The organism is Pseudomonas sp. Leaf127 (assembly GCF_001423155.1).
Lineage (GTDB): Bacteria > Pseudomonadota > Gammaproteobacteria > Pseudomonadales > Pseudomonadaceae > Aquipseudomonas > Aquipseudomonas ovata.
This window is the reverse complement of sequence record NZ_LMOA01000021.1, coordinates 451,261-470,395: the sequence shown is the minus strand read 5'-3', so window position 1 is coordinate 470,395 and position 19,135 is coordinate 451,261. Positions and strand designations below refer to the sequence as shown.

Here is a 19,135-nt window from a genome sequence, read left to right as displayed (position 1 = left end):
ACTCACTGAGCCCAGGCAACAGTCGGCGCCGGTACGGCGACGGCTTCGTGCAGGGCATGGGCAATTCGTTCGGCGCGCAGCGCCATCATCGAGAACGACTGGCTGTCGCTGATGCCGTGGCTGCGCTCGGAAAGACCGTTGACCCACAGCTGCACATCGCATTGCCCGGTGGTGGCCACCCGGTAGTCGCGGTCGATCAGCAGACCGCCTTGCTCGTCGGCGGCCAGCCAGGGTTGCAGGCTGGCAAGTAACGGCGGCACGCGGTGTTGCTGGTAGCCGGTGGCCAGGACAATGGCATCCACCTCCACGGTGCGGCTGTGCTGGCTGAAGCGATCGGTCAGGGTGACGCGGTAGTGGTCACCCAGGTCCTGCACGTCACTGACCTGGTGGTAACCGTGGGTGTGCAGCCGCGAGCGACCGGCAATGGCGTCTTCGTAGGTCAGCGAGAACAGCTTCTGGCTTTCGTCCGGGTCGATGCCGGCGTAGTTGGTGGCGCGGCTGTAGTCGAGAAACTGCTGACGGGCCGCAGCGTCCAGGCCGTGGAAGTAATCGACGTGATCGGGGCCGAACACTCGGTTGGGAAATTGCCCCAGTTGGGTGAGCTTGAAGCCGGCCGTGCGGTGCACCGAATGCACCTGCACGCCGGCATCACGGTCGAGTAGTTCCAGCACCGACTCGCTGGCGCTCTGGCCCGAGCCGATCACCAGCCAGCGTTTGGGCAGCACGGCGCTGAACGCCTGCAGGCGGGTCAAAAACTCGCTGGTATGAAAGACCCGCGGGCCCAGCAGCGCCGCAAAGCGCTCGGGCACCTGCGCTACGCTGCCGCTGGACAGCACCAGATGGCGCGTGCTGAACACTCCGTGTGGCGTTTGCACCTGCACGGCCTGCAAACGACCCTTGTCGATCACCGGCAGGATGTCGCTGGCCGGGGTATTGAAGTGGGTGCAGGCGTCGACTTGCGCTGCGACCCAGGCCACGTAGTCTGACCATTCATGACGGCTGGCCGGGCGACCGAGCAGGCCGAACTCGAACATCCGGCCCTTGGCCTTGAGGTACATGGCAAAGGAAAAGCGGCTGCGCGGGTTGCGCGGCGTGACCAGGTCGCGAAACACATGGTGGTTGATGTCGGTGCCGGCCAGCAGCAGCTCGCGGTGCCATTGGGTGTCGGCGGCGCGCTCCAGAAAGCGCACGTCCAGGCGACCCAGCGGGTGGCCTTGTTCGCGGGCATCCTCGAAGACGCAGGCCAGGGCAATCCCGGCCGGCCCAAAACCGATGCACACGGCATCGGACGCAATGATGTGATGACCCATGAAAGTCTGTCCTTGGTGGGGTGGGTAAATAACGGTGTCGTGTCCATTGGCGGCTGAAACAGGTCGCTGCCCGGCCGCGCCTGCGGGTTGTGCTCAGGTGTCTGGCCAACGCTCCAGGCCCTGCGGGCCGACCCGCCAGAGGCGATTGCGCACGCTATGGCATTCGCCCTGATCGAACGTTATCGGCCCCAGCGGCGTGCTGAACCGTTCATGCCGCAAGGCTTGCAGCAAGGCGGCGCGATCGGGCCATGCGCGCCCGGCCAAGGCCGCGAGTACGTGCAGCAGGCGCAGGCTTTCGCGGTAGTAAGTCTGTGGCGGCGCCCCGAACAGCGCCTGGTGCTGACGCGTACCAGGGCAATCGCCCGGGCCATCATCGAAGCCGATCACGTAAGTGTCGCGGTCATGGGCGGCGGCGTAGCCCAGGTGCGGTGAAGCGGCATCATCGGTGAGCACCAGCGGTCGGCGGCTGCCTGCCCGGCGCCGGGCCTGCCAGTGTTCGCGGCTGGGCTTGAGGCGCCCGGCGTAAATTTCCACCTCGGCCTGCTCAGGCATTTCGACCTGCTTGAGCCCCTGCTCGCTCGCCTGCCGGGCAATCGCCGCTGCCAATGCCTGGCCATGGGCGCTGTCATCGGCATCGATGTGCAGGCGCTGCCAATGCCGGCCCTGCAACCAGGCCAGCAGGTCAGCGGCCAGTTGCCGGTCGCAGGCACAACCGCGCATGACATTGTCGTGCTGCGTCAGGGCGTCCACCGTGGCGGCCGGGGTCAGCAAGGCAATGTCGGCCTGGCGATACAACGGTGCAGCCGCCAGGGCGGCGTCGGAAGAAAAGTGCCCGAGCACCACATCGGCGCCCCAGGCAATCATCTGCCGGGCCACTTCGGCGCCACGCTGCGGGTCGGCACCATCGTCAAGCCAGTGCCAGCGCACCCTGTGCAGCGCTGGCAGCTCATTGCGCGCCACGGCCATGGCACGCAAGAAAGTGCGTGCATGCGGGGTGACCGCCGGGTCGAACACGGCACTGACCCCGACCTGCAAAGGCCTTGGCCACGCGTTATCACTGTTCATGACCGTTTCCTTGTTGCAGATCCGCTGGCTGGATCCTGTGCAGGGCACGGCGGGCGCACAGCGCGGTCCATGGCGACGCCATGCCGGGGTCGCCGGTGGTCAGGTAGCGGTTCACCTGCCGGCCGGCAATGTCGGCAATGCCCGGCGCGAACTTGAAGCCCAGCCCGGACAACCCGCAGGCCACATACAGGCCACGCTGATCGTCGACAAAGCCCAACAGCGGTCGACCATCGGCGCTGTAGCTGTCGAAGCCGGGCAGGATGTCGAGCACCTGCGCCTGGCCGCCGCCGGCCAGTTGCGTCACGCGCTTAAGGGCGTCGTGGTAATGCCGGGCGTCGGGGGGCGCCAGGTCTTGCGGCCACGCGGCCCGGTCGCGCAGGCCGCAGCCGCTCTGCACGATATGGCGGCTGAGGGGGATGGCGTAGCTGGCGCTGGGCGCATCGATCACCGGCAGCGACCAGCTGCGTTCGGTCAACACCCGGGCCAGCGGAATGCTGCGGCTTTCGAGCGCCAGCGCCGGCAACAACCGACGGGTCCAGGCGCCGCTGGCCAGCACCACGACCCGGCAGCGCAGGCGCGCCTGGCCCAAGTGAATGCTGGCCGAGCCGTCGGCCTGCCAGTCGATGGCCTGCACCTGGCAATGCTCCAGCACCAGGCCCTGACTGCGCAGCACACCGCACAGGCGTGCCGTGGCCTGGCGTACGTCACCGACACAGGCATTGGGCTCGAACAGGTCGAGCCGGTCGTCGCGGCGGGCATACAGGCCGTGGCCTTGTAGCCACTGCATCGGGTACTCGGCACTGGCGTGGCGGTCGATGGCCGCTTGCAAATCAGCCTGCTGATCCACCCCGGCGCGATACAGCACGCCGGTGCAGCGCAGCGCCTGGGTGTAGGTGGTCGCGAACACCGGGCTGCGCATCACCTGCAGAGAATGCGCGGTGAGTTGCATCAGCAACGGGTCGGCGTCATACAGGCGCACCAGCCCGCCGGACCAGGCGCTGGCGCCCAGGCTGGCAACGCTGCCCTGTTCGAGCAGCGCCACGGTCAGGCCCAGGCTGGTCAGGCGCGCCGCAATGCTGGCGCCGACGATGCCGGCGCCAATCACGGCGACTTGATAATCGATGTCCATATCAGGTGCGCTCAGATGGAATAGTCGACAGCCGGCCCGGACAACACCGTGGCGGTAATCCGGTCTTCGGGCAGGCCATAGGCGCGGATCAAGTGGGCGGCGGTGCCCGGGATCAGGCTCTTGCCCATCACCGCGATCAAGGCGGCCAGGTGGCTGACCGGACGGCCTTCGGCCAGGCGCGTTCGGGCAATGGCAATGGCATCGAGCAGCACCTGGGCCATGTGCCGGATCGAGAAATGTTTGAGTTCCGAGGCCCTGCACCATTGCAGGCGCAAGGCTTCGAGCAAGGCGGCGTCCGCCCCGCAAAAGCCGCTCCACCAATGATCATGCTGGGCAGGACCGGCCTGCAGCAGCCTGGGGAAGAACTCACCGAACACTTCCTGGCGCCAGGCCTGGAACGTCGCCAGGCGGAAATCGCCTTCGCTCTGTTCCGGAGCGATGCTGGCCAGGTACAGCCGGGCGCTGTCCGGGCAGGCTTCGCGGGCCAGGTCGGCGACCCAGATGGCGTGGTTGCGGCTGGTCGACAGGTTCAGGCCATCAAGGGTGAGGAACTGGTTGGGCACGAAATGCTGCCGCACGCGCAAACCCTCGTGGGCGGCCAGTTGCGCCGGGTAGACGATGCAATGGCTGAACACGCAATCGAAACCGAGAAAATTGACCAGCGTGCCCTGCCCCGAGCGCCAGTACTGATTGAACAGCTCCGGGTTGCCGATGCGGTCGGCGTATTCACGAAAGGCGGCGATGTAGCCGGCCAAGCCCATGAACCAGGTGTGCACCCGGCACGAACCGTCGGCGGCCAGGTCCAGCCCGCCGTCATGCGGCCGGGTCACACCCCAGTCATGCAGGTGTTCGAGGGTGTCGCGCAGCCAGCCGTTGAGCGGCTCGCGCCACGACCGTCCAAGCAAGGTGTCACGCAGGACCGGCTTGAAATCGGCCAGCTTGAGAAACGCCCGGTGCGTGGGTTTCAGGTGTGGCGCCTTGTGGCACAGCTTGCAGTACAGGCCGCTCATCAGCGCTGCATCCGGGGCCTGGGCACAGTGTTCGCACTGGCTGGGGTCCGAGTCATGACCGCAGTAATTGCACAGTCCACGGGCAAAGGCTTCATAGCCCCATTTGTCGCAGTCGGCGCAGTAGGGTTCGTCGCTGTCACGAAATTCGATGGCGCCGGCGTCGCACAATTTATCGAACACTTCGCTGACCGCTTGGTGGAACCAGGGGTTGTCATACGGGCGCATCCAGTTGTCCGGCTGAATGCCCACGGCCGCCAGCGAGGCTTCGATGCGGTCGGTGTTGCGCCGTGCCAGCTCGATCGGGTCGACGCCCTGCTCCAGCCCCTTGCGCAGCATGTAGGACTGGTAGTCGTCGGAATAGGACAGCAGCACGCACTCATGACCGCGCTGGCGCTGCACCCGGGTGAACACGTCGGCGCCCAGGAAGGGACCGGCGATGTGGCCGATGTGCAGGTCGCCGTTGGGCGTTGGCGGGGTGATGGTGACAATGAACTTAGCCATCGAGGCACCCCGTCGTGTCCGTGTGACGAGCGAGGAAGTCGTTGACGTGGTTCAGGTCCCACCAGATCACGTAGAAGTGAAAGTCGTCGTCGGAATCATTGATGACGTAGTGGTGGGTGTGCTTCGGAATGGCAGCAATGTCGCCTTGGGTAAAGCTCATTTCCCGGTCGCCGATCACCAGCCGTGCCGTGCCCTGGATGGCGATGAACAATTCCTGGTCGATCTGTGTATGGGTGGCGCTGGTGGTGCCGGGGCGCACCACGCACCAGCCGCCACCAAACGGCATCGGATAGCCTTCCCAAGGCAGCAGACGGCTGCCGTCCAGGCCGTATTCGTGAACCAGGGCGTCAAAGCGCGTCTTACGGTAGATATCGAACGGTTCCATGCTCAAGCCCGTGTGTGGTTGGTGGCCAAAGCATGAAATGTGCGACGTAGACGCGCTATCGGATCCCCGGATAGCTCAGGGGCGACGGATCAAGGAATTCAATCGATGACCTTTTATCGTTACACCTGAACTGTATCGGTTCTGTCGATTGTCTGTATTGATAGCCACCATTTCTGGTGATCGGGGGGCCTCTCTAGAATGGCGGCACAGGCAAAGCAAACCCAAGACTTTGCACAGATGATGCAGTGGAGAACCCCATGAAATATGTAATTTTTGCGGCCCTGTCGATGTTCAGCGTGATGGCTTCGGCCAATACCGATACGTCTGCGCAGCCGGTCGATGTTCAGCAGTACAGCTACAACCAAAAGCTCGATGTGGCCAAAGTGATCAGCATCGACGCAGCCGACTCCGACCTGTGCGAGCCCGTGGCGGCCAGCATGGTCTACCTCGACAGCCAGGGTGTTGAGCATGAACTGCACTACTCGCGCTTGAGCGAAACCTGCTCGACGCATGGTTGATCGCGCCATGAACGACAAGGCCGCCGAACATCGGGTTCAGGCGGCCTTCTGATTTTTACTGCACGTCGTTCACTCTTTGCCGACCCGTGCCATGAATTGCGCAAAGTCAGCCGCAATCACTTGTATGGACTCTTGCGGCTCGATTGCACTGAACCAGACCACAGGCCAGGGTGGCGCAGGCCCTCTCAGATCGAAGGCCATGAAATCGCCCACGCCATTGCTGCCAAAGACAAACAGGCCCGGCAGCGTTTGCTCATGAAACGCAATATTTTCGGGGTCTGCTGCGCACTGCGCCGAATCGAGCACCAGGATAAGGGGCATGACTTCCAGCGGCCCTTCACCGCCGTTACTGAATGCCAGTAACTGGTAGTACTGCTCCGGCAATACCTGCGGCGCCACCTCTCGCAACCTGGCCAGCGCCTCTTGCGAAGCACCGCTGACACCGTGCCACTGCCCGTCGATCATCACTGTCAATTGCTCCACTCATCGATCCTATGGCCATGATGCGAGAAAACGGGGTCGTTTCTCTCGTCGGCGTCCGGCACATTGTGCATGAGGCTAGCAGGCTACATCGTCCTCATTGCATTGGACGAGGCCAGGCGGCGATCAGGGTCAGCAATAGCAATACCAGAATCGCCGGGGCAAAGGCGCCCGCGCCCAGGCTTTGCAGCAGCCAACCGCCCAGCAACCCTCCCCCGGCAATCGCCAGGTTCCAGGCGGTGACCAGCATTGACTGGGCGACATCAGCCGCAGGCCCCGCACGCCTGGCCAGCGCTGTCTGAAACAATGTGGCGGCCCCACCGAATGCCAGCCCCCACAGCGCAACAGCCAGGTAGATGATCCAGGGTGCCTGACCTGCGACACCCAGCAGCACGGCTGCCAGAGCGAACACCCCGATGCTGCTCAAGGTCATTACGCGCAAGTGACGGTCGATCAAGACACCCACGATCCAGATGCCTGGCAATGCCATGATCCCGAACACCAACAACACCCGCTCGGTGTGCGCGCCCATCGCGACGTGGGCCAGGAAGGGCGCGATGTAGGTGTAAAGCAGGTTGTGGGCCAGCACATAGCCCAACACCGGGCGTATGCCAGGGTGCTTGAGCACCTGCCGCAGCGACAGGCGCGCGCCGCCGGGAACGCTGGCAAAGTCCGGGAGCCGCAGACGAATCCAGGCCATCAGCAGCAACGCCAACACGCTCATCAGGCCAAAGCATAAGCGCCAACCCAGCAGGTTGCCCAGCCAGGTGCCGGCTGGCACGCCCAGAGACAGCGCCAGTGGCGTGCCGACCATGGCAATGGCGATGGCGCGCCCTTGCTGGTGCGGCGCTACCAGCCGGGCAGCATAGCCGGCCAGTAACGCCCAGAGCAGACCGGCCGACACGCCGGCTATCAGGCGTGCCAGCAGGCTCAATGCGTAACTGTCCGACAGCGTTGTCACGGTATTGGCGAAGGCAAAGCCGAATATCGCCGCCAGCAACAGCGGGCGACGATTGAGGTGCTGGGTCATGGCGACCAAGGGAATGGCAGCCATCAGCGAACCCAACGCATAGACGCTGACCCATTGCCCGGCCAGCGCTTCGGACACCTGCAGATCAGCGCTGATCCGAGGCAGCAGGCCGGCTGGCAGAGCTTCGGTCAGGATCGTGATAAAGCCGGCCAGGGCCAAGGCCAGCAAGGATGAAAGTGGCAGCGACGCGGCCGGTTGGCGGGCGTCGCTGTGCAATGGATTTGTGAGCGTAGGCGATGTCATAAGGACCTGTCGTTAAGCCATGAAAACAGGAGCTCACCTTAAGCAGGTCATCATGACTGGACAATAGCGCCGCTGTTCATAACATAGCGGACATATTTTCCTTAATGGACCACCCATGGACTCGCTCAATGGCATTGCCTTCTTTGTCCAGGCCGCCGACACCCGCAGCTTTTCCGAAGCCGGGCGCAACCTGGGCGTGTCGGCCTCGGCCGTAGGTAAAAGCGTGGCACGGCTCGAACAGCGGCTGGGCGTACGCTTGCTGCACCGCAGCACTCGCAGCATCACCGTCACCCCGGAAGGCGCGCTGTTTCTGGAGCGTTGCCGCCGCGTATTGGGCGAACTGGAAGCGGCAGAGCTGGAGTTGTCACACAGCCGGCAGGCACCGCAAGGCCGGTTGCGGGTCAGCCTGCCACTGGTCGAGCGCCTGGTGATGCCCGCCCTCACCGGCTTCATGCACCGTTACCCGGCCATTGAGCTGGACCTGGATTTCAGTGACCGTCTGGTGGAGGTCATCGAGGAGGGTTTCGATGCCGTGGTGCGTACCGGTGAGCCGCATGATTCGCGGCTGATGTCGCGGGTGCTGGGGCATTTCCAGATGCGTCTTGTTGCCACGCCCGAGTATCTGACGCGCTGCGGTACTCCACTCACCCCCGCCGACCTTGCCGGGCATGCCTGCCTGCGGCACAAATTCCCCAGCACGGGCAAGCTGGAAACCTGGCCACTGCAACCTGCTCCGGATCAGGCCGAGCCACGGGTGCCGGCCTCGATGGTGTGCAATACCATCGAGACGCTTTTATATGGGGTGCTGGATGACCTGGGCATTGCTTGCCTGCCGGACTTTCTGGTCGATGCGTTTATCGACCAGGGACGGCTGGTCAGCGTGCTGGAAGCGCACCTGCATTTTCAAGGCACTTTTCGCCTGCTCTGGCCGTCGAGCAAGCATCTGTCACCCAAGCTGCGGGTATTTATCGACCACATGGTCGAAAACCTGTTCAAGCCTGGCGCGGTGGCGGACCTGTCGGGACAAGCAATCCGTAATGATAGTGACTATCGATAAACTCGATAATTTTTGTCAGCCCCGTGATGGTACGGTGCACCTCGATGAATCACGGCCTGGCGGCCCGCTCCGGCGGCCGGGCTCGCGCTCCATTCATCAACCCCTTTGGTTAGATCTGTTTGGCCACCGCACGTCATGTGCGGTGGCCTTTTTTATGCGCGGACTTTATCCCGGGGCCTTTGGCGGCGTGATCGACATGGCCGCGTCACAGCTCCAGATGATCGACCACGCGCCGGCGTTCGTTGTCATTGCGCATGTCGTAGCTGGCGGTGGTCGCGATATGGGTGTGGTGCGCCAGTTTCTGGGCGATGGAAAGGTCGAATTCTTCGATGACACGGGTGATGAACGACCGGCGAAAGTCGTGCGGCATGATGTCCACGCCGACTTGCCGGCCGCGCTGGCGGGCAATGAAGTAGATCGCGTGCTTGGTGATGCGCTCGCGGGTGATGTGATTGCCACGGCGGATGCGGTTGAACAGAAAGGCATCGTCCGGCTGACCGGCTGGCAGTGCGTCACGGCGCAATTGCAGCCAGGCTTGCAAAGCGTCGAAAGCCCACACCGGAGCGTACTTGATCAACTGCTTGTTGCCCTTGCCCAGCACGCACAGACAACGCTGTTCAAAGTCCACCTGATTCAGGTCGATGTTCACCGATTCAGACTTGCGCATGCCCGAGCCGTACAGCATGGCGATGATCGCCGCATCGCGCCGTCCTTGCGGGCGTGGGTCCGCGGCACAGACGTCCATCAGTTCACGGATCAGGCTGCGACGGATATTGCGCCCACGGCCGAGCCGGGTGCCGGGCATGGGCTTGACCGAGCGAATCCTGAGTAATTGGTCATGGCTGATCAGGTCCTGGCGCCAGGCCTCATTCATCACCCCGCGAATGGCATTGACGTACAGCGAAGTGGTGTTTGGCGCATAGTCGTCATCACGCAAGGTAGCCACCAGAGCGGTGATATGACCCGGTTGCAGGGTGTGCCACGGCACATCGGCAATGTCCACATCGACCAGTCCCAGCCGGTCGGCGGCATCCTGCAGCACGTAGCGCATGGTCTGCCGGCTCGAGGGCGCCAGGCGGTCCATGTACAGGCGCAGCGGGTTGCTGACGTCCGGCAGCATGACCGGGGTGGAACGGGGTTGCTCTGGCATAGTCTGGCGGTTGAAGCCGCTCCTGTTGGGTCAATGGCACAGTGTGGGTCGGGTCAGCGGTTGACGTCGACCACCACGCGTCCGCGTATTTCACCGGCGATCAGACGCGGGGACTGCTCGATCACCTCGCTCAGACCGATTTCATGGCTGATCAGGGTCAGCAAGGCCGGGTCCAGGTCGGTCGCCAGTCGCGCCCAGGCCTCCAGGCGGTCATCGAGCGGACGGTTCACGCTGTCGATGCCGGCCAGGGTCACGCCGCGCAGGATAAACGGTGCCACCGTGGCGGGAAACTCCATGCCCTGCGCCAGGCCACAGGCGGCGACGATGCCGCGATAACGGGTGGCCGCGCAGGCATTGGCCAGGGTATGGCTACCCACTGAATCGACCACGGCCGCCCAGCGCTCCTTGAGCAAGGCCCGGCCCGGCTGGTTGAGTTCATGGCGGTTAATGATGGCGCTGGCCCCCAGTTGCCTGAGGTAATCGCTTTCTTGCGGCCGGCCGGTGGAGGCCACCACCTGATAGCCCAGCCGGGCCAGCAAGGCCACGGCAAAGCTGCCGACCCCGCCATTGGCGCCGGTCACCAGTACTTCGCCATCCTCAGGTTTGACACCGTGCTTTTCCAGGGCAATGACGCTGAGCATGGCGGTGTAGCCTGCCGTGCCGATGGCCATGGCCTGCGCAGGCGTGAAAGCCTCCGGCAAGGGGATCAACCATTGACCCTGCAAACGCGCGCGCTGGGCCAGACCGCCCCAGTGGCTTTCGCCAACACCCCAGCCGTTGAGCACGACCTTGTCGCCGGCCTTGAACCGTGGGTTATCACTGGCCTCGACCGTACCGGCCAGGTCGACGCCTGGCACCATCGGGAAACGCTTGATGATGGGACTGCTGCCGGTGATGGCCAGCGCATCCTTATAGTTCAGGGTGCTGTGCGAGACCTGCACGCTGACATCGCCTGCTGGCAGATCGTGCTGCTCAAGATCACGCAGGCCGACGTGATAGCCCGCGTCGTCCTTGTCGATGAGGATGCCTTTGAATGAGCTGCTGGTCATGTCGCCTCCTGAGGGGTCATCGTTTTTGAGCGCGCGGGCGTATGGGGTTATTGCGGCAAGCCGCGCAGGAACCCGGCAATGAACGTATTCAACGGTGCCTCGCCCTGCACCAGCCGGGCACGCAGCACAGCGCCCTCCCAGCCGATCCAGAAAAACGCCGCCAGTTCGTCGCAGTCGGCACTGCGCCCCAGCTCACCGACCGCCTGGGCGCTGCGCAGGCAGGCGGCCAGGCGCGCCTGCCAGTCGAGCTGGATCTGCTCCAGCACGGGCCGAAAGCTCTCGGGCAATACGCTGATTTCCTGACCCAGATTACCGACCATGCAGCCGCGCCGGTAATCATGACGCGCCATGCCGACCTTGGCGGCCTGTACAAAACCGACCAGCCGCTCCAGCGGCGACAGGGACTCATCGAGCAGGTACCGGTCGAGCAGGCTGGCAAAATACTCGGCGTAGCGGTCCAGCACTTCACGGGCAAACAGCTCTTTGCTGGGAAAGTAGTTATAGAAGGAGCCCTTGGGGATCGAGACCTGCTTGAGCAGAAAGTCCAGCCCGGTGGCGGTGAAGCCCTGTTCGGTAAGGACTTCAAGACCACGACGGATCAGGACTTCGCGGGTTTCCACGTTGTCCCGATCAAGCTTGGGTGGACGACCAGGGCGGCGCGCTTTGGCAATAGGATCATTCATGACAAGAGATATTAGACCGGACGTTTTAAAAGTCAATTGCCACGTGTCGTGCAAGCGACAATGACCGACTGCAGACTGCGCAGTCGGCAGCATGAGAGACAGCGCTGTAAACGCCCATTCCCGTAGACGGTTTAACGCTATATATTTCAGTACATAGCGAAATGCCCCCTACCCTTTGCCGGAGCCGCTTCATGCGTGCATTGCCCTTGTCCTTGATTTGCAGATCCCTTGTCATCACAGCCACTGCGTGGGCAGTCTTGCCTGTATACGCTGCTGAAGTACAGGTCGCGGTCGCGGCCAACTTCACCGCCCCGATCCAGGCGATCGCCAAGGATTTCGAACAGGACACCGGCCACACGCTGGTCGCCGCTTTCGGTTCCACCGGCCAGTTCTATACGCAAATCAAGAACGGTGCGCCGTTCGAAGTGTTTCTTGCCGCCGACGACACCACCCCCGCCCGGCTTGAACAAGAGGGCGACACCGTCAAGGGCTCGCGCTTCACCTATGCCGTCGGCACGCTGGCGTTATGGTCAGCCAAGGACGGTTATGTCGATGCCAAGGGCGACATTCTCAAGGCCGACACCTGGCAGCATTTGTCTATCGCCAATCCCAAGACCGCGCCTTATGGGCTGGCCGCCACTCAGGTGCTTGAAAAGCTGGGGCTGACCGCGGCTACCCAATCCAGGCGTGTCGAAGGCCAGAGCATTACCCAGGCCTGGCAATTCGTTTCCACCGGCAATGCCGAGATCGGTTTCGTGGCCCTGTCGCAGATCTACAAGGATGGCAAAATCAGCAGCGGTTCGGCCTGGCAGGTGCCTGCCGAGCTACATGACCCGATCAGACAGGATGCGGTAATCCTCAACAAAGGCAAAGACAACGCGGCCGCCACCGCCCTGATCGACTACCTGAAAGGCCCCAGGGCCGCTGCAGTGATCAAGTCCTTTGGGTACACGCTGTAAATGCCGTTGGACAGCGGTGATCTGGCGGCCATCTGGCTAACGTTCAAGCTGGCTTCGCTGACCACATTGATTTTATTGGTGGTCGGCACCCCCATTGCGCTGTGGCTGACCCATACCCGCTCCCGGCTCAAGGGTCCGGTCGGCGCCATCGTGGCCTTGCCCCTGGTGCTGCCGCCCACGGTGATCGGCTTTTACCTGCTGCTGTTGCTGGGGCCGCACGGCTACATTGGCCAACTGACCCAGAGCCTGGGCCTCGGCACTTTGACCTTCAGCTTCGCCGGGCTGGTCATTGGCTCGGTGGTGTACTCCCTGCCCTTCGTCGTACAGCCGCTGCACAATGCCTTTGCGGCCATGGGCAGCCGTCCGCTGGAGGTGGCCGCCACCTTGCGGGCCGGGCCTTGGGACACGTTCTTTCATGTCGTGCTGCCCCTGGCTCGACCTGGTTACCTGACCGGCGCGATTCTGGGATTTGCTCACACGGTGGGCGAGTTTGGGGTGGTATTAATGATCGGCGGCAATATCCCGGACAAGACCCGCGTGGTGTCGGTACAGATTTTCGATCACGTCGAATCCATGGCGTACGAGCAAGCCCATTGGCTGGCCGGACTGATGCTGGTATTTGCTTTCGTGGTGCTGCTGGCGCTGTATACCAGTGGCAAGAACAAGACTGTCTGGAGCTGAATGATGAACGAGCGCCTGCACATCCGCATCAAACTGGCGTTCCCTGACTTCAGCGTGGACGTGAACCTGGACGTTCCGGGTCAGGGCGTGACCGCGCTGTTCGGGCACTCCGGCTCCGGCAAGACCACCTGCCTGCGCTGCGTGGCCGGACTGGAAAAGGCATCCGAAGCCTTCATCGAGGTCAACGGCGAGGTCTGGCAGGACAGCCGGCGCAATATTTTCGTTCCCACTCATAAACGTGCCCTGGGCTATGTCTTTCAGGAGGCGAGCCTGTTTGCCCACCTGAATGTGCTGGACAACCTGCAATTCGGCCTGCGCCGCATTCCAGTGGCGCAACGCACGGTCAAGGTCGAACACGCCATCGAGTTGATGGGCATCGGCCATCTGCTGGCGCGACGCCCGGACAAGCTGTCCGGCGGTGAACGACAACGCATCGGCATTGCCCGTGCCCTGCTCACCAGCCCGTGCCTGCTGTTGCTCGATGAGCCATTGGCAGCGCTGGATGCCCGGCGCAAGGCCGAGATCCTGCCGTACCTGGAGCGCTTGCACACCGAGCTGCGCATTCCCATGCTCTATGTCAGCCACTCACAGGACGAAGTGGCACGGCTGGCCGATCATCTGGTATTGCTCAGCGAAGGCCGCGCCGTGGCCAGCGGTCCGTTGCAGGCCATGCTGGCCCGGCTCGACCTGCCAACGGCACTGGAGGCTGATGCCGGGGTAGTAATTGAAGGGGTGGTCGCCGATTTCGATCCGCACTATCAGTTGCTGACCCTGAACCTGCCCGGCAGCGACCAACAGATGCGCATCGCCCATGGCCCACTGGCGCCTGGCAGTCGCCTGCGTGTCAAGGTGCAGGCCCGGGATGTCAGCCTGACCCGGCAGGTCGACGAACACAGCAGCATCCTCAATCGCCTGCCGGTCACTGTTGTCGGCCAGGCACCTGCCGAGCACCCGGCACATGTGCAGGTATTGCTCGACGCCAGCGGCACGCCCTTGCTGGCGCGTATTACGCGTTACTCAAGCGATCAATTGCAGTTGCACCCAGGCCAGCCGCTCTGGGCCCAGATCAAGAGCGTTGCCGTCCTGGCCTGATTCCTTCTTGAGGTTTCCCTCTCCCTCCGTCGGCAAAGCCCGACTCAGCGTAGGCAAGATCTGACAGACCTTGCCCGTGCCCCTGATGAAAACTAAGGCCTTGCTCGCACTCATTGCCATGCGCCGACGGTCAGCCGCGCTCACTCCTTTGTAACGACGACAACACTGCACAGAAATAATTTCGATACTTACATTGTAAAGAGCAATGATTCTCAGCATCATTGGCGCCGCACACTCAACTGCAAATGATTCTCAAAAAATAATCAACACTTGGATTTTCACAGGTAGCGTTACAGATGACTAAAATGCCCGCCCTTACCCGCCCGACCCACACGCTGATGCTGTCAGCCCTCGGACTGGCCGTCGCCTCTTGCGCCGGCCAGGCGCTGGCCGACCAGACACGCAGCAGCGCGCTGCAACTCGACAACATCAACGTCGATGCTGCCGGCACCGGCGACTACAAGACCGAACGCTCGGCCTCCAGCAAAATCGCGGCGCCCCTGCTGGACACTCCACAGACCATCACCGTGGTTCCGGCGCAGGTCATCCAGGAGCAACAGGCCCTGAGCCTGCGGCAAGTGCTGTCCAATGTTTCAGGCATTACCTTCAATGCGGGTGAAGGCGGCGGTGGTTCGGGCGACAGCATCAATATTCGTGGCTTTTCAGCCAACAGCAATATCCAGATCGACGGCCTGCGCGACAGCGCCCAGACCAGCCGGACCGACACCTTCAATATTGATCAGGTCGAAGTCATCAAGGGGCCGAACTCGGTGTTCGGCGGCGCCGGCACCACCGGCGGCAGCATCAACGTGATCAGCAAGCAGCCTCAGGATCGGGCCTTTACCCGCCTGGGCGGCAGCCTGGGCACCGACGACTATTACCGCATGACCGTCGATGCCAACCAGCCACTGGAAGGCGTCGGCACCGACAGCGCCTTTCGCCTGAACCTGATGGGCCACAAGAACGATGTGGCCGGCCGCGACCAGATCGAGCGCGAGCGCTGGGGCATCGCCCCGTCCCTGCGCCTGGGCCTGAGCGACTCTACGCGCCTGACCTTGAGTGCCTTCCACCAGACCGACGACAACACCCCCGACTACGGTGTGCCGGCCCTGGACGGCAAAAAGCTGGCCGGTGTCAGTCGCGAAGACTATTTCGGCTGGAAGAATCTCGACAAGGAAAAGATCGAACAGAACGCGCTCACGGCCAACTTCGAGCACGACTTCAACGATAACCTGCGGTTGCAGAACCTGACGCGCTACAGCCACATCACCCGCGACACCACGGTATCGGCCTCGCACGTCAACACCAGCGGCCTGCCAGCCGGCCAGTACCTGCCTGCCGGCCCGCAAGCCTATGGCCGCCACGCCACCACGGAAATGTGGATCAACCAGACCAACCTGCTCAGCAACTTCAATGTGCTGGGCATGCGCCACGACCTGGTCACGGGCGTGGAGATTTCCCGCGAAACCCTGGACCTGAAAACCTACAGCTACAACCTGACCGGTTTCCCGGCCAACGGTTATTCGCTAAGCAATCCGCCCGGTTATTGGGGCGGCGCCACCAACAAGGCCACCAGTGGCTACACCGAGACCGAGCTGACCAACCAGGCCGTCTATGCCTTCGACACCATTGCCCTGCACGAGCAATGGGACCTGAACCTGGGCCTGCGCTACGACCGTTTCAAGGGTGAGGCCGAAGGCTTTTCACCTGATCAAGTGCGCACGACCCGCTTCAAGTCTTCTGATGAAAAAGCCAGCAGCCGCGTCGGTCTTGTCTACAAGCCGGTTGAGAATGGGCGCATCTATGTGGCCTGGGGCAACTCGTTCAACCCGTCGGCCGAAAGCCTGGCGTCCAGCGGCGGTGGCTTGAGCCTGACCACTGAGAACCTTGATCCGGAAAAGAACCAGACCTGGGAACTGGGCACCAAATGGGAGCTGCTGGACAAGCGCCTGGAACTGGATGCCGCTGTCTTCCGGGTTGAAAAGAGCAATGCTCGTGAAACCATGGCCGACGGCTCAACCCAACTGGCCGGCGAGCAACGCGTACAAGGTGCAGAGATCGGCGTGACCGGGCACATCACCGACAAGTGGGATGTGTACGCCAACTACACGTTCCTGGACAGCGAGACGCTCAAGGCCGCTGACACCGCAGCAGGAATTGCCCGCGAAGGCCAGGCGCTTGGCAACACGCCACCACGCTCGTTCAACCTGTGGACCACCTACAAGCTGCCGGCCGGTTTCACCGTAGGCTACGGTGCGCGCTACGTCAGCGAGCGCAATGTGACGTCCAGCACCACCGCCAAACTGGATGACTACCTGGTGCATAACGCCATGCTGGGTTATCAGGTCAATCGCAGTTTCGACCTGCAACTGAACGTGAACAACCTGTTCGACAAGGACTATGTCGAACGCGTTCGCCAACAGAACGGCACCACCGCTCGTTCTTCGGCGCTTGAATACGGCGATGCCCGCTCAGCGATCCTGTCGGCCAACTACGCGTTCTGATACGCCCTGCCGCAGCCTTGCGGGGCTGCGGCTTTTTACTGCGTGCACCAAGCGGGTCCAGCAGCCCGCCGAGCATCAGACCATTTGAATGGTTTTATTCTGCGAACCCACTCAAAAAATCTGACCCTGCAACACTTCATCGGGTCAAGCGCTTGATTTGAAGCGGGCGAACTCAAGAGTTCTCGGCGCTGTGATGTAATGCCATATACCCATTAAAAGGATTATGGAAACAGAACGCTGTGGCACGCTCCATTTTTTTCAGTACGCCGATGGCCAATGCCATATTATCCGGCAAGAAGACCGTCACCCGGCAGGTCATTCCCGCTTACCCTGCCGCCTCGTGTCCCTACGGCCCTCCCGGCAGGCACCTTTGGCTCAAGGAGGATTTCTACGCCTACGGCTATTGGTCGTCGAAATACAGCGAGCTGAAAAAGCGGACACTCTGGCATTTCATCGACATGACCCTGGAATCGGGGCAGGCCTACCAGTTTTCTGCACCCGAAGGCTACGCCAGGCAACCGCGCATGAGTACGGGGCCGCTCTGGTGGTATCGCCCCGGGCGCCACATGCCCCGGCAGGCGTCACGCATCGAGCTGGAAGTGACCGATATCGGCAGTGAACAGTTGCAAGACATCACGGACGAGCAAGCCAGTGCCGAGGGTTTCTATCCCATTCATGACAGCACCCATGTCTATTTTGCCAACCACATGCCCGCGCCCTATTCCGGGCTAAGCCCAACGGCTGTCATCGCTTTCGCGACGTATTGGCAGAGCCTGCACAAACGGCATGCCTGGCACGACAATCCGTGGGTATGGGTCATCCGCTTTCGACGGGTGTTATAGGGACACTCAAATTTCAGGCAAAGAAAAGCCCGCGATGGGGGGGAGCGGGCTTAAAGGACACACTTGGATTCGGGGTAATCATAGGGCCCCGCTTGTGAAAAGCCCGTGAAGAAAGCGTCGTTATTTCGCGGACAGGCCATTCTTTCGGCGAACCCGATGTCGGGTCATTTGTCATGATCTCGTACGCTGTACTTTACAACCCCGAGGATCGTCAGCTCATCCTGCTCCACAATATGCCGCGGCGGATAATGGCTGTTTTCAGACTTCAGGATCACCGCCTCATCCTGCAAATGCAGACGCTTGCATAACGGCTCGGCGTTGAGCAAGGCGACAACGATGTCATCGTGTTCTGCGTAACGACTGCAATCGACAATGGCCAGGTCGCCATCGAAGATGCCTGCTCCTTGCATACTGTCGCCCTGAATCCTGGCGATGTATACATGCGGCGCCCGGACCTCGAACAGTTCGTCGAGAGAGATTTTTTTCTCGACAGGGCCTGCGACGGGCGCAGGAAACGTTGTTGGCGACCTGGACGAGTACAACGGGAGCGGGATGCCACCTTCGGCCAATTGACCCAGAAATACGACACTCATGGTACGAGCCTTCGAGACGTGAGGTAGGAAAACAAACGATAACTGTATACATATACAGTTAACGCTGAGTCTCGATGGCGGTCAATGTTTTATGTGGGAAATTTCGACAGGAGGCTTCTCAGGGGCGGTCGCTATGCGTTTTGTCAAAACCTGGACCTGTATGTGCAGCCGCTCGGCCTTGGACTTCGTCTATCTCATCAGTCTTTTATGGATCAAATGAGCGCTGAGGAACTGTGCGGCCATCCAGCCAAGGAACAGGCAGGTACGGGTTTCACGATTAATGTCTGGCACTTCGTACGACACCCACGCCCCTACCATTATCAAGGCCAGGTGCATCAGTAACCCGACCATTGTCCAGAAGAGCATGCAGAGCATGTTCCACATTTCTTTTATAAAAGCCATATCGGATTCCAGGCGGTTTGCATCATCGATTTTTGGCCACAGCCAGAAAACAATGTTGTGCTGCCAAGCAAAAGGCCCGGACATCGATCCGGGCCTTTTGCTTGGCAGCCAGCAGTTTATTCCTCATCAATCAGGCTGTCAGTCCTCGCACTGCCGTTTTCCCGATTTGTCTGGGCGTCCTGGTCAGAGCCAGGATTGCCAGGAGGTGGGTTCCAGTCTTCCGGTCTTTGTTGAGCGCCCTGCCCTTGCCCGGTTCCTTGTTTAGGCTCCGAAGCGGCCTGCTCGATACCTGAACCGTGGCTACCCCCCGTATCAGGGGATTGTTCAGCGGGTCCTGGATACGCAGCTTCAGGTCCGTTGTCTTCGATGGTCATGACGAATCTCCTGTGTACAACGCAGGACATCTGCGCATAACCGTGAGAGAAGCGACACTGAACGAAAGTGCCGAGGGC

20 protein-coding genes are annotated in these 19,135 nt (G+C 61.8%); 7 read left to right on the top strand and 13 right to left on the bottom strand.

The annotated features are described in order from the left end of the window. Window positions 1-2: 2 nt before the first annotated feature. The 5 genes from ASF84_RS15405 to ASF84_RS15385 form a co-directional block, all read right to left on the bottom strand. Window positions 3-1,310, bottom strand: coding sequence for a lysine N(6)-hydroxylase/L-ornithine N(5)-oxygenase family protein (locus ASF84_RS15405; RefSeq protein WP_056839699.1), 1,308 nt, complete (start codon window positions 1,308-1,310; stop codon window positions 3-5). Between the two features lie 93 nt (window positions 1,311-1,403). Continuing rightward, window positions 1,404-2,375 (bottom strand): ABC transporter substrate-binding protein, encoded by a 972-nt coding sequence (locus tag ASF84_RS15400; protein WP_056839698.1) that lies wholly within the window; start codon window positions 2,373-2,375, stop codon window positions 1,404-1,406. Next, the gene (locus ASF84_RS15395; protein WP_056839697.1) at window positions 2,365-3,504 is read right to left on the bottom strand and encodes an NAD(P)/FAD-dependent oxidoreductase; all 1,140 of its coding nucleotides are present in this window, start codon (window positions 3,502-3,504) and stop codon (window positions 2,365-2,367) included. Before ASF84_RS15395 ends, ASF84_RS15400 begins: the two co-directional genes overlap by 11 nt. An 11-nt stretch (window positions 3,505-3,515) precedes the next feature. Beyond that, the gene (locus tag ASF84_RS15390) at window positions 3,516-5,015 is read right to left on the bottom strand and encodes a methionine--tRNA ligase (protein ID WP_056839696.1); all 1,500 of its coding nucleotides are present in this window, start codon (window positions 5,013-5,015) and stop codon (window positions 3,516-3,518) included. Beyond that, window positions 5,008-5,400, bottom strand: coding sequence for a cupin domain-containing protein (locus tag ASF84_RS15385; protein WP_056839695.1), 393 nt, complete (start codon window positions 5,398-5,400; stop codon window positions 5,008-5,010). Before ASF84_RS15385 ends, ASF84_RS15390 begins: the two co-directional genes overlap by 8 nt. 257 nt (window positions 5,401-5,657) lie before the next feature. Here ASF84_RS15385 and ASF84_RS15380 point away from each other — a divergent pair, with 257 nt between their 5' ends. After that, window positions 5,658-5,918 carry a DUF2790 domain-containing protein gene (locus ASF84_RS15380; RefSeq protein WP_056839694.1) on the top strand — a complete coding sequence of 87 codons (261 nt, stop codon included), beginning with the start codon at window positions 5,658-5,660 and terminating at the stop codon, window positions 5,916-5,918. A gap of 69 nt (window positions 5,919-5,987) precedes the next feature. Here the strand turns inward: ASF84_RS15380 and ASF84_RS15375 are convergent, their stop codons facing one another. Both ASF84_RS15375 and ASF84_RS15370 read right to left on the bottom strand, forming a co-directional pair. Beyond that, the gene (locus ASF84_RS15375; protein WP_152035035.1) at window positions 5,988-6,401 is read right to left on the bottom strand and encodes an SMI1/KNR4 family protein; all 414 of its coding nucleotides are present in this window, start codon (window positions 6,399-6,401) and stop codon (window positions 5,988-5,990) included. 94 nt (window positions 6,402-6,495) lie between these two features. Continuing rightward, window positions 6,496-7,671, bottom strand: a complete 1,176-nt coding sequence (locus ASF84_RS15370) for an MFS transporter (RefSeq protein WP_056839692.1) — start codon at window positions 7,669-7,671, stop codon at window positions 6,496-6,498. 115 nt (window positions 7,672-7,786) lie between these two features. On the opposite strand from ASF84_RS15370, the gene ASF84_RS15365 reads away from it, so the two are divergent. Further along, on the top strand, window positions 7,787-8,728 hold the full coding sequence (locus ASF84_RS15365; RefSeq protein ID WP_056839691.1) for a LysR family transcriptional regulator: 942 nt from the start codon (window positions 7,787-7,789) through the stop codon (window positions 8,726-8,728). A 205-nt stretch (window positions 8,729-8,933) separates the two neighbouring features. On the opposite strand, the gene ASF84_RS15360 is transcribed toward ASF84_RS15365, so the two are convergent. The 3 genes from ASF84_RS15360 to acuR are packed head-to-tail and all read right to left on the bottom strand — an operon-like array spanning window position 8,934 to window position 11,610. Next, entirely contained in the window at window positions 8,934-9,878 is a 945-nt protein-coding gene (locus ASF84_RS15360; RefSeq protein WP_056839690.1) for a site-specific integrase, read from the bottom strand. A 53-nt stretch (window positions 9,879-9,931) separates the two neighbouring features. Next, window positions 9,932-10,927 carry an acrylyl-CoA reductase (NADPH) gene (gene acuI / locus ASF84_RS15355; RefSeq protein ID WP_056839689.1) on the bottom strand — a complete coding sequence of 332 codons (996 nt, stop codon included), beginning with the start codon at window positions 10,925-10,927 and terminating at the stop codon, window positions 9,932-9,934. 47 nt (window positions 10,928-10,974) lie between these two features. Further along, entirely contained in the window at window positions 10,975-11,610 is a 636-nt protein-coding gene (gene acuR, locus ASF84_RS15350) for an acrylate utilization transcriptional regulator AcuR (RefSeq protein WP_056839688.1), read from the bottom strand. 191 nt (window positions 11,611-11,801) lie between these two features. Between acuR and modA the strand changes: the two genes are divergently transcribed. The 5 genes from modA to ASF84_RS15325 all read left to right on the top strand — a co-directional run bounded on the left by modA (window position 11,802) and on the right by ASF84_RS15325 (window position 17,688). Next, window positions 11,802-12,569, top strand: a complete 768-nt coding sequence (gene modA / locus ASF84_RS15345) for a molybdate ABC transporter substrate-binding protein (RefSeq protein WP_056839687.1) — start codon at window positions 11,802-11,804, stop codon at window positions 12,567-12,569. Beyond that, window positions 12,570-13,250, top strand: a complete 681-nt coding sequence (gene modB, locus ASF84_RS15340) for a molybdate ABC transporter permease subunit (RefSeq protein WP_056839686.1) — start codon at window positions 12,570-12,572, stop codon at window positions 13,248-13,250. Between the two features lie 3 nt (window positions 13,251-13,253). Beyond that, complete coding sequence (gene modC / locus ASF84_RS15335) at window positions 13,254-14,342, top strand: molybdenum ABC transporter ATP-binding protein (protein WP_056839685.1); 1,089 nt, start codon at window positions 13,254-13,256, stop codon at window positions 14,340-14,342. A gap of 296 nt (window positions 14,343-14,638) precedes the next feature. Beyond that, window positions 14,639-16,846 carry a TonB-dependent receptor gene (locus tag ASF84_RS15330; protein ID WP_056839684.1) on the top strand — a complete coding sequence of 736 codons (2,208 nt, stop codon included), beginning with the start codon at window positions 14,639-14,641 and terminating at the stop codon, window positions 16,844-16,846. Window positions 16,847-17,085: 239 nt separating this feature from the next. Next, window positions 17,086-17,688: a hypothetical protein gene (locus ASF84_RS15325; protein ID WP_056839683.1), complete on the top strand. Its 603-nt coding sequence runs from the start codon at window positions 17,086-17,088 to the stop codon at window positions 17,686-17,688. Between the two features lie 164 nt (window positions 17,689-17,852). Here ASF84_RS15325 and ASF84_RS15320 read toward each other — a convergent pair whose 3' ends face one another. The 3 genes from ASF84_RS15320 to ASF84_RS28550 all read right to left on the bottom strand — a co-directional run bounded on the left by ASF84_RS15320 (window position 17,853) and on the right by ASF84_RS28550 (window position 19,057). After that, on the bottom strand, window positions 17,853-18,281 hold the full coding sequence (locus ASF84_RS15320) for a LexA family protein (RefSeq protein WP_056839682.1): 429 nt from the start codon (window positions 18,279-18,281) through the stop codon (window positions 17,853-17,855). Window positions 18,282-18,470: 189 nt separating this feature from the next. Next, window positions 18,471-18,767 (bottom strand): hypothetical protein, encoded by a 297-nt coding sequence (locus ASF84_RS15315; RefSeq protein WP_056839681.1) that lies wholly within the window; start codon window positions 18,765-18,767, stop codon window positions 18,471-18,473. A gap of 32 nt (window positions 18,768-18,799) precedes the next feature. Next, window positions 18,800-19,057, bottom strand: a complete 258-nt coding sequence (locus ASF84_RS28550) for a hypothetical protein (RefSeq protein WP_082481625.1) — start codon at window positions 19,055-19,057, stop codon at window positions 18,800-18,802. Between the last annotated feature and the right edge of the window lie 78 nt (window positions 19,058-19,135).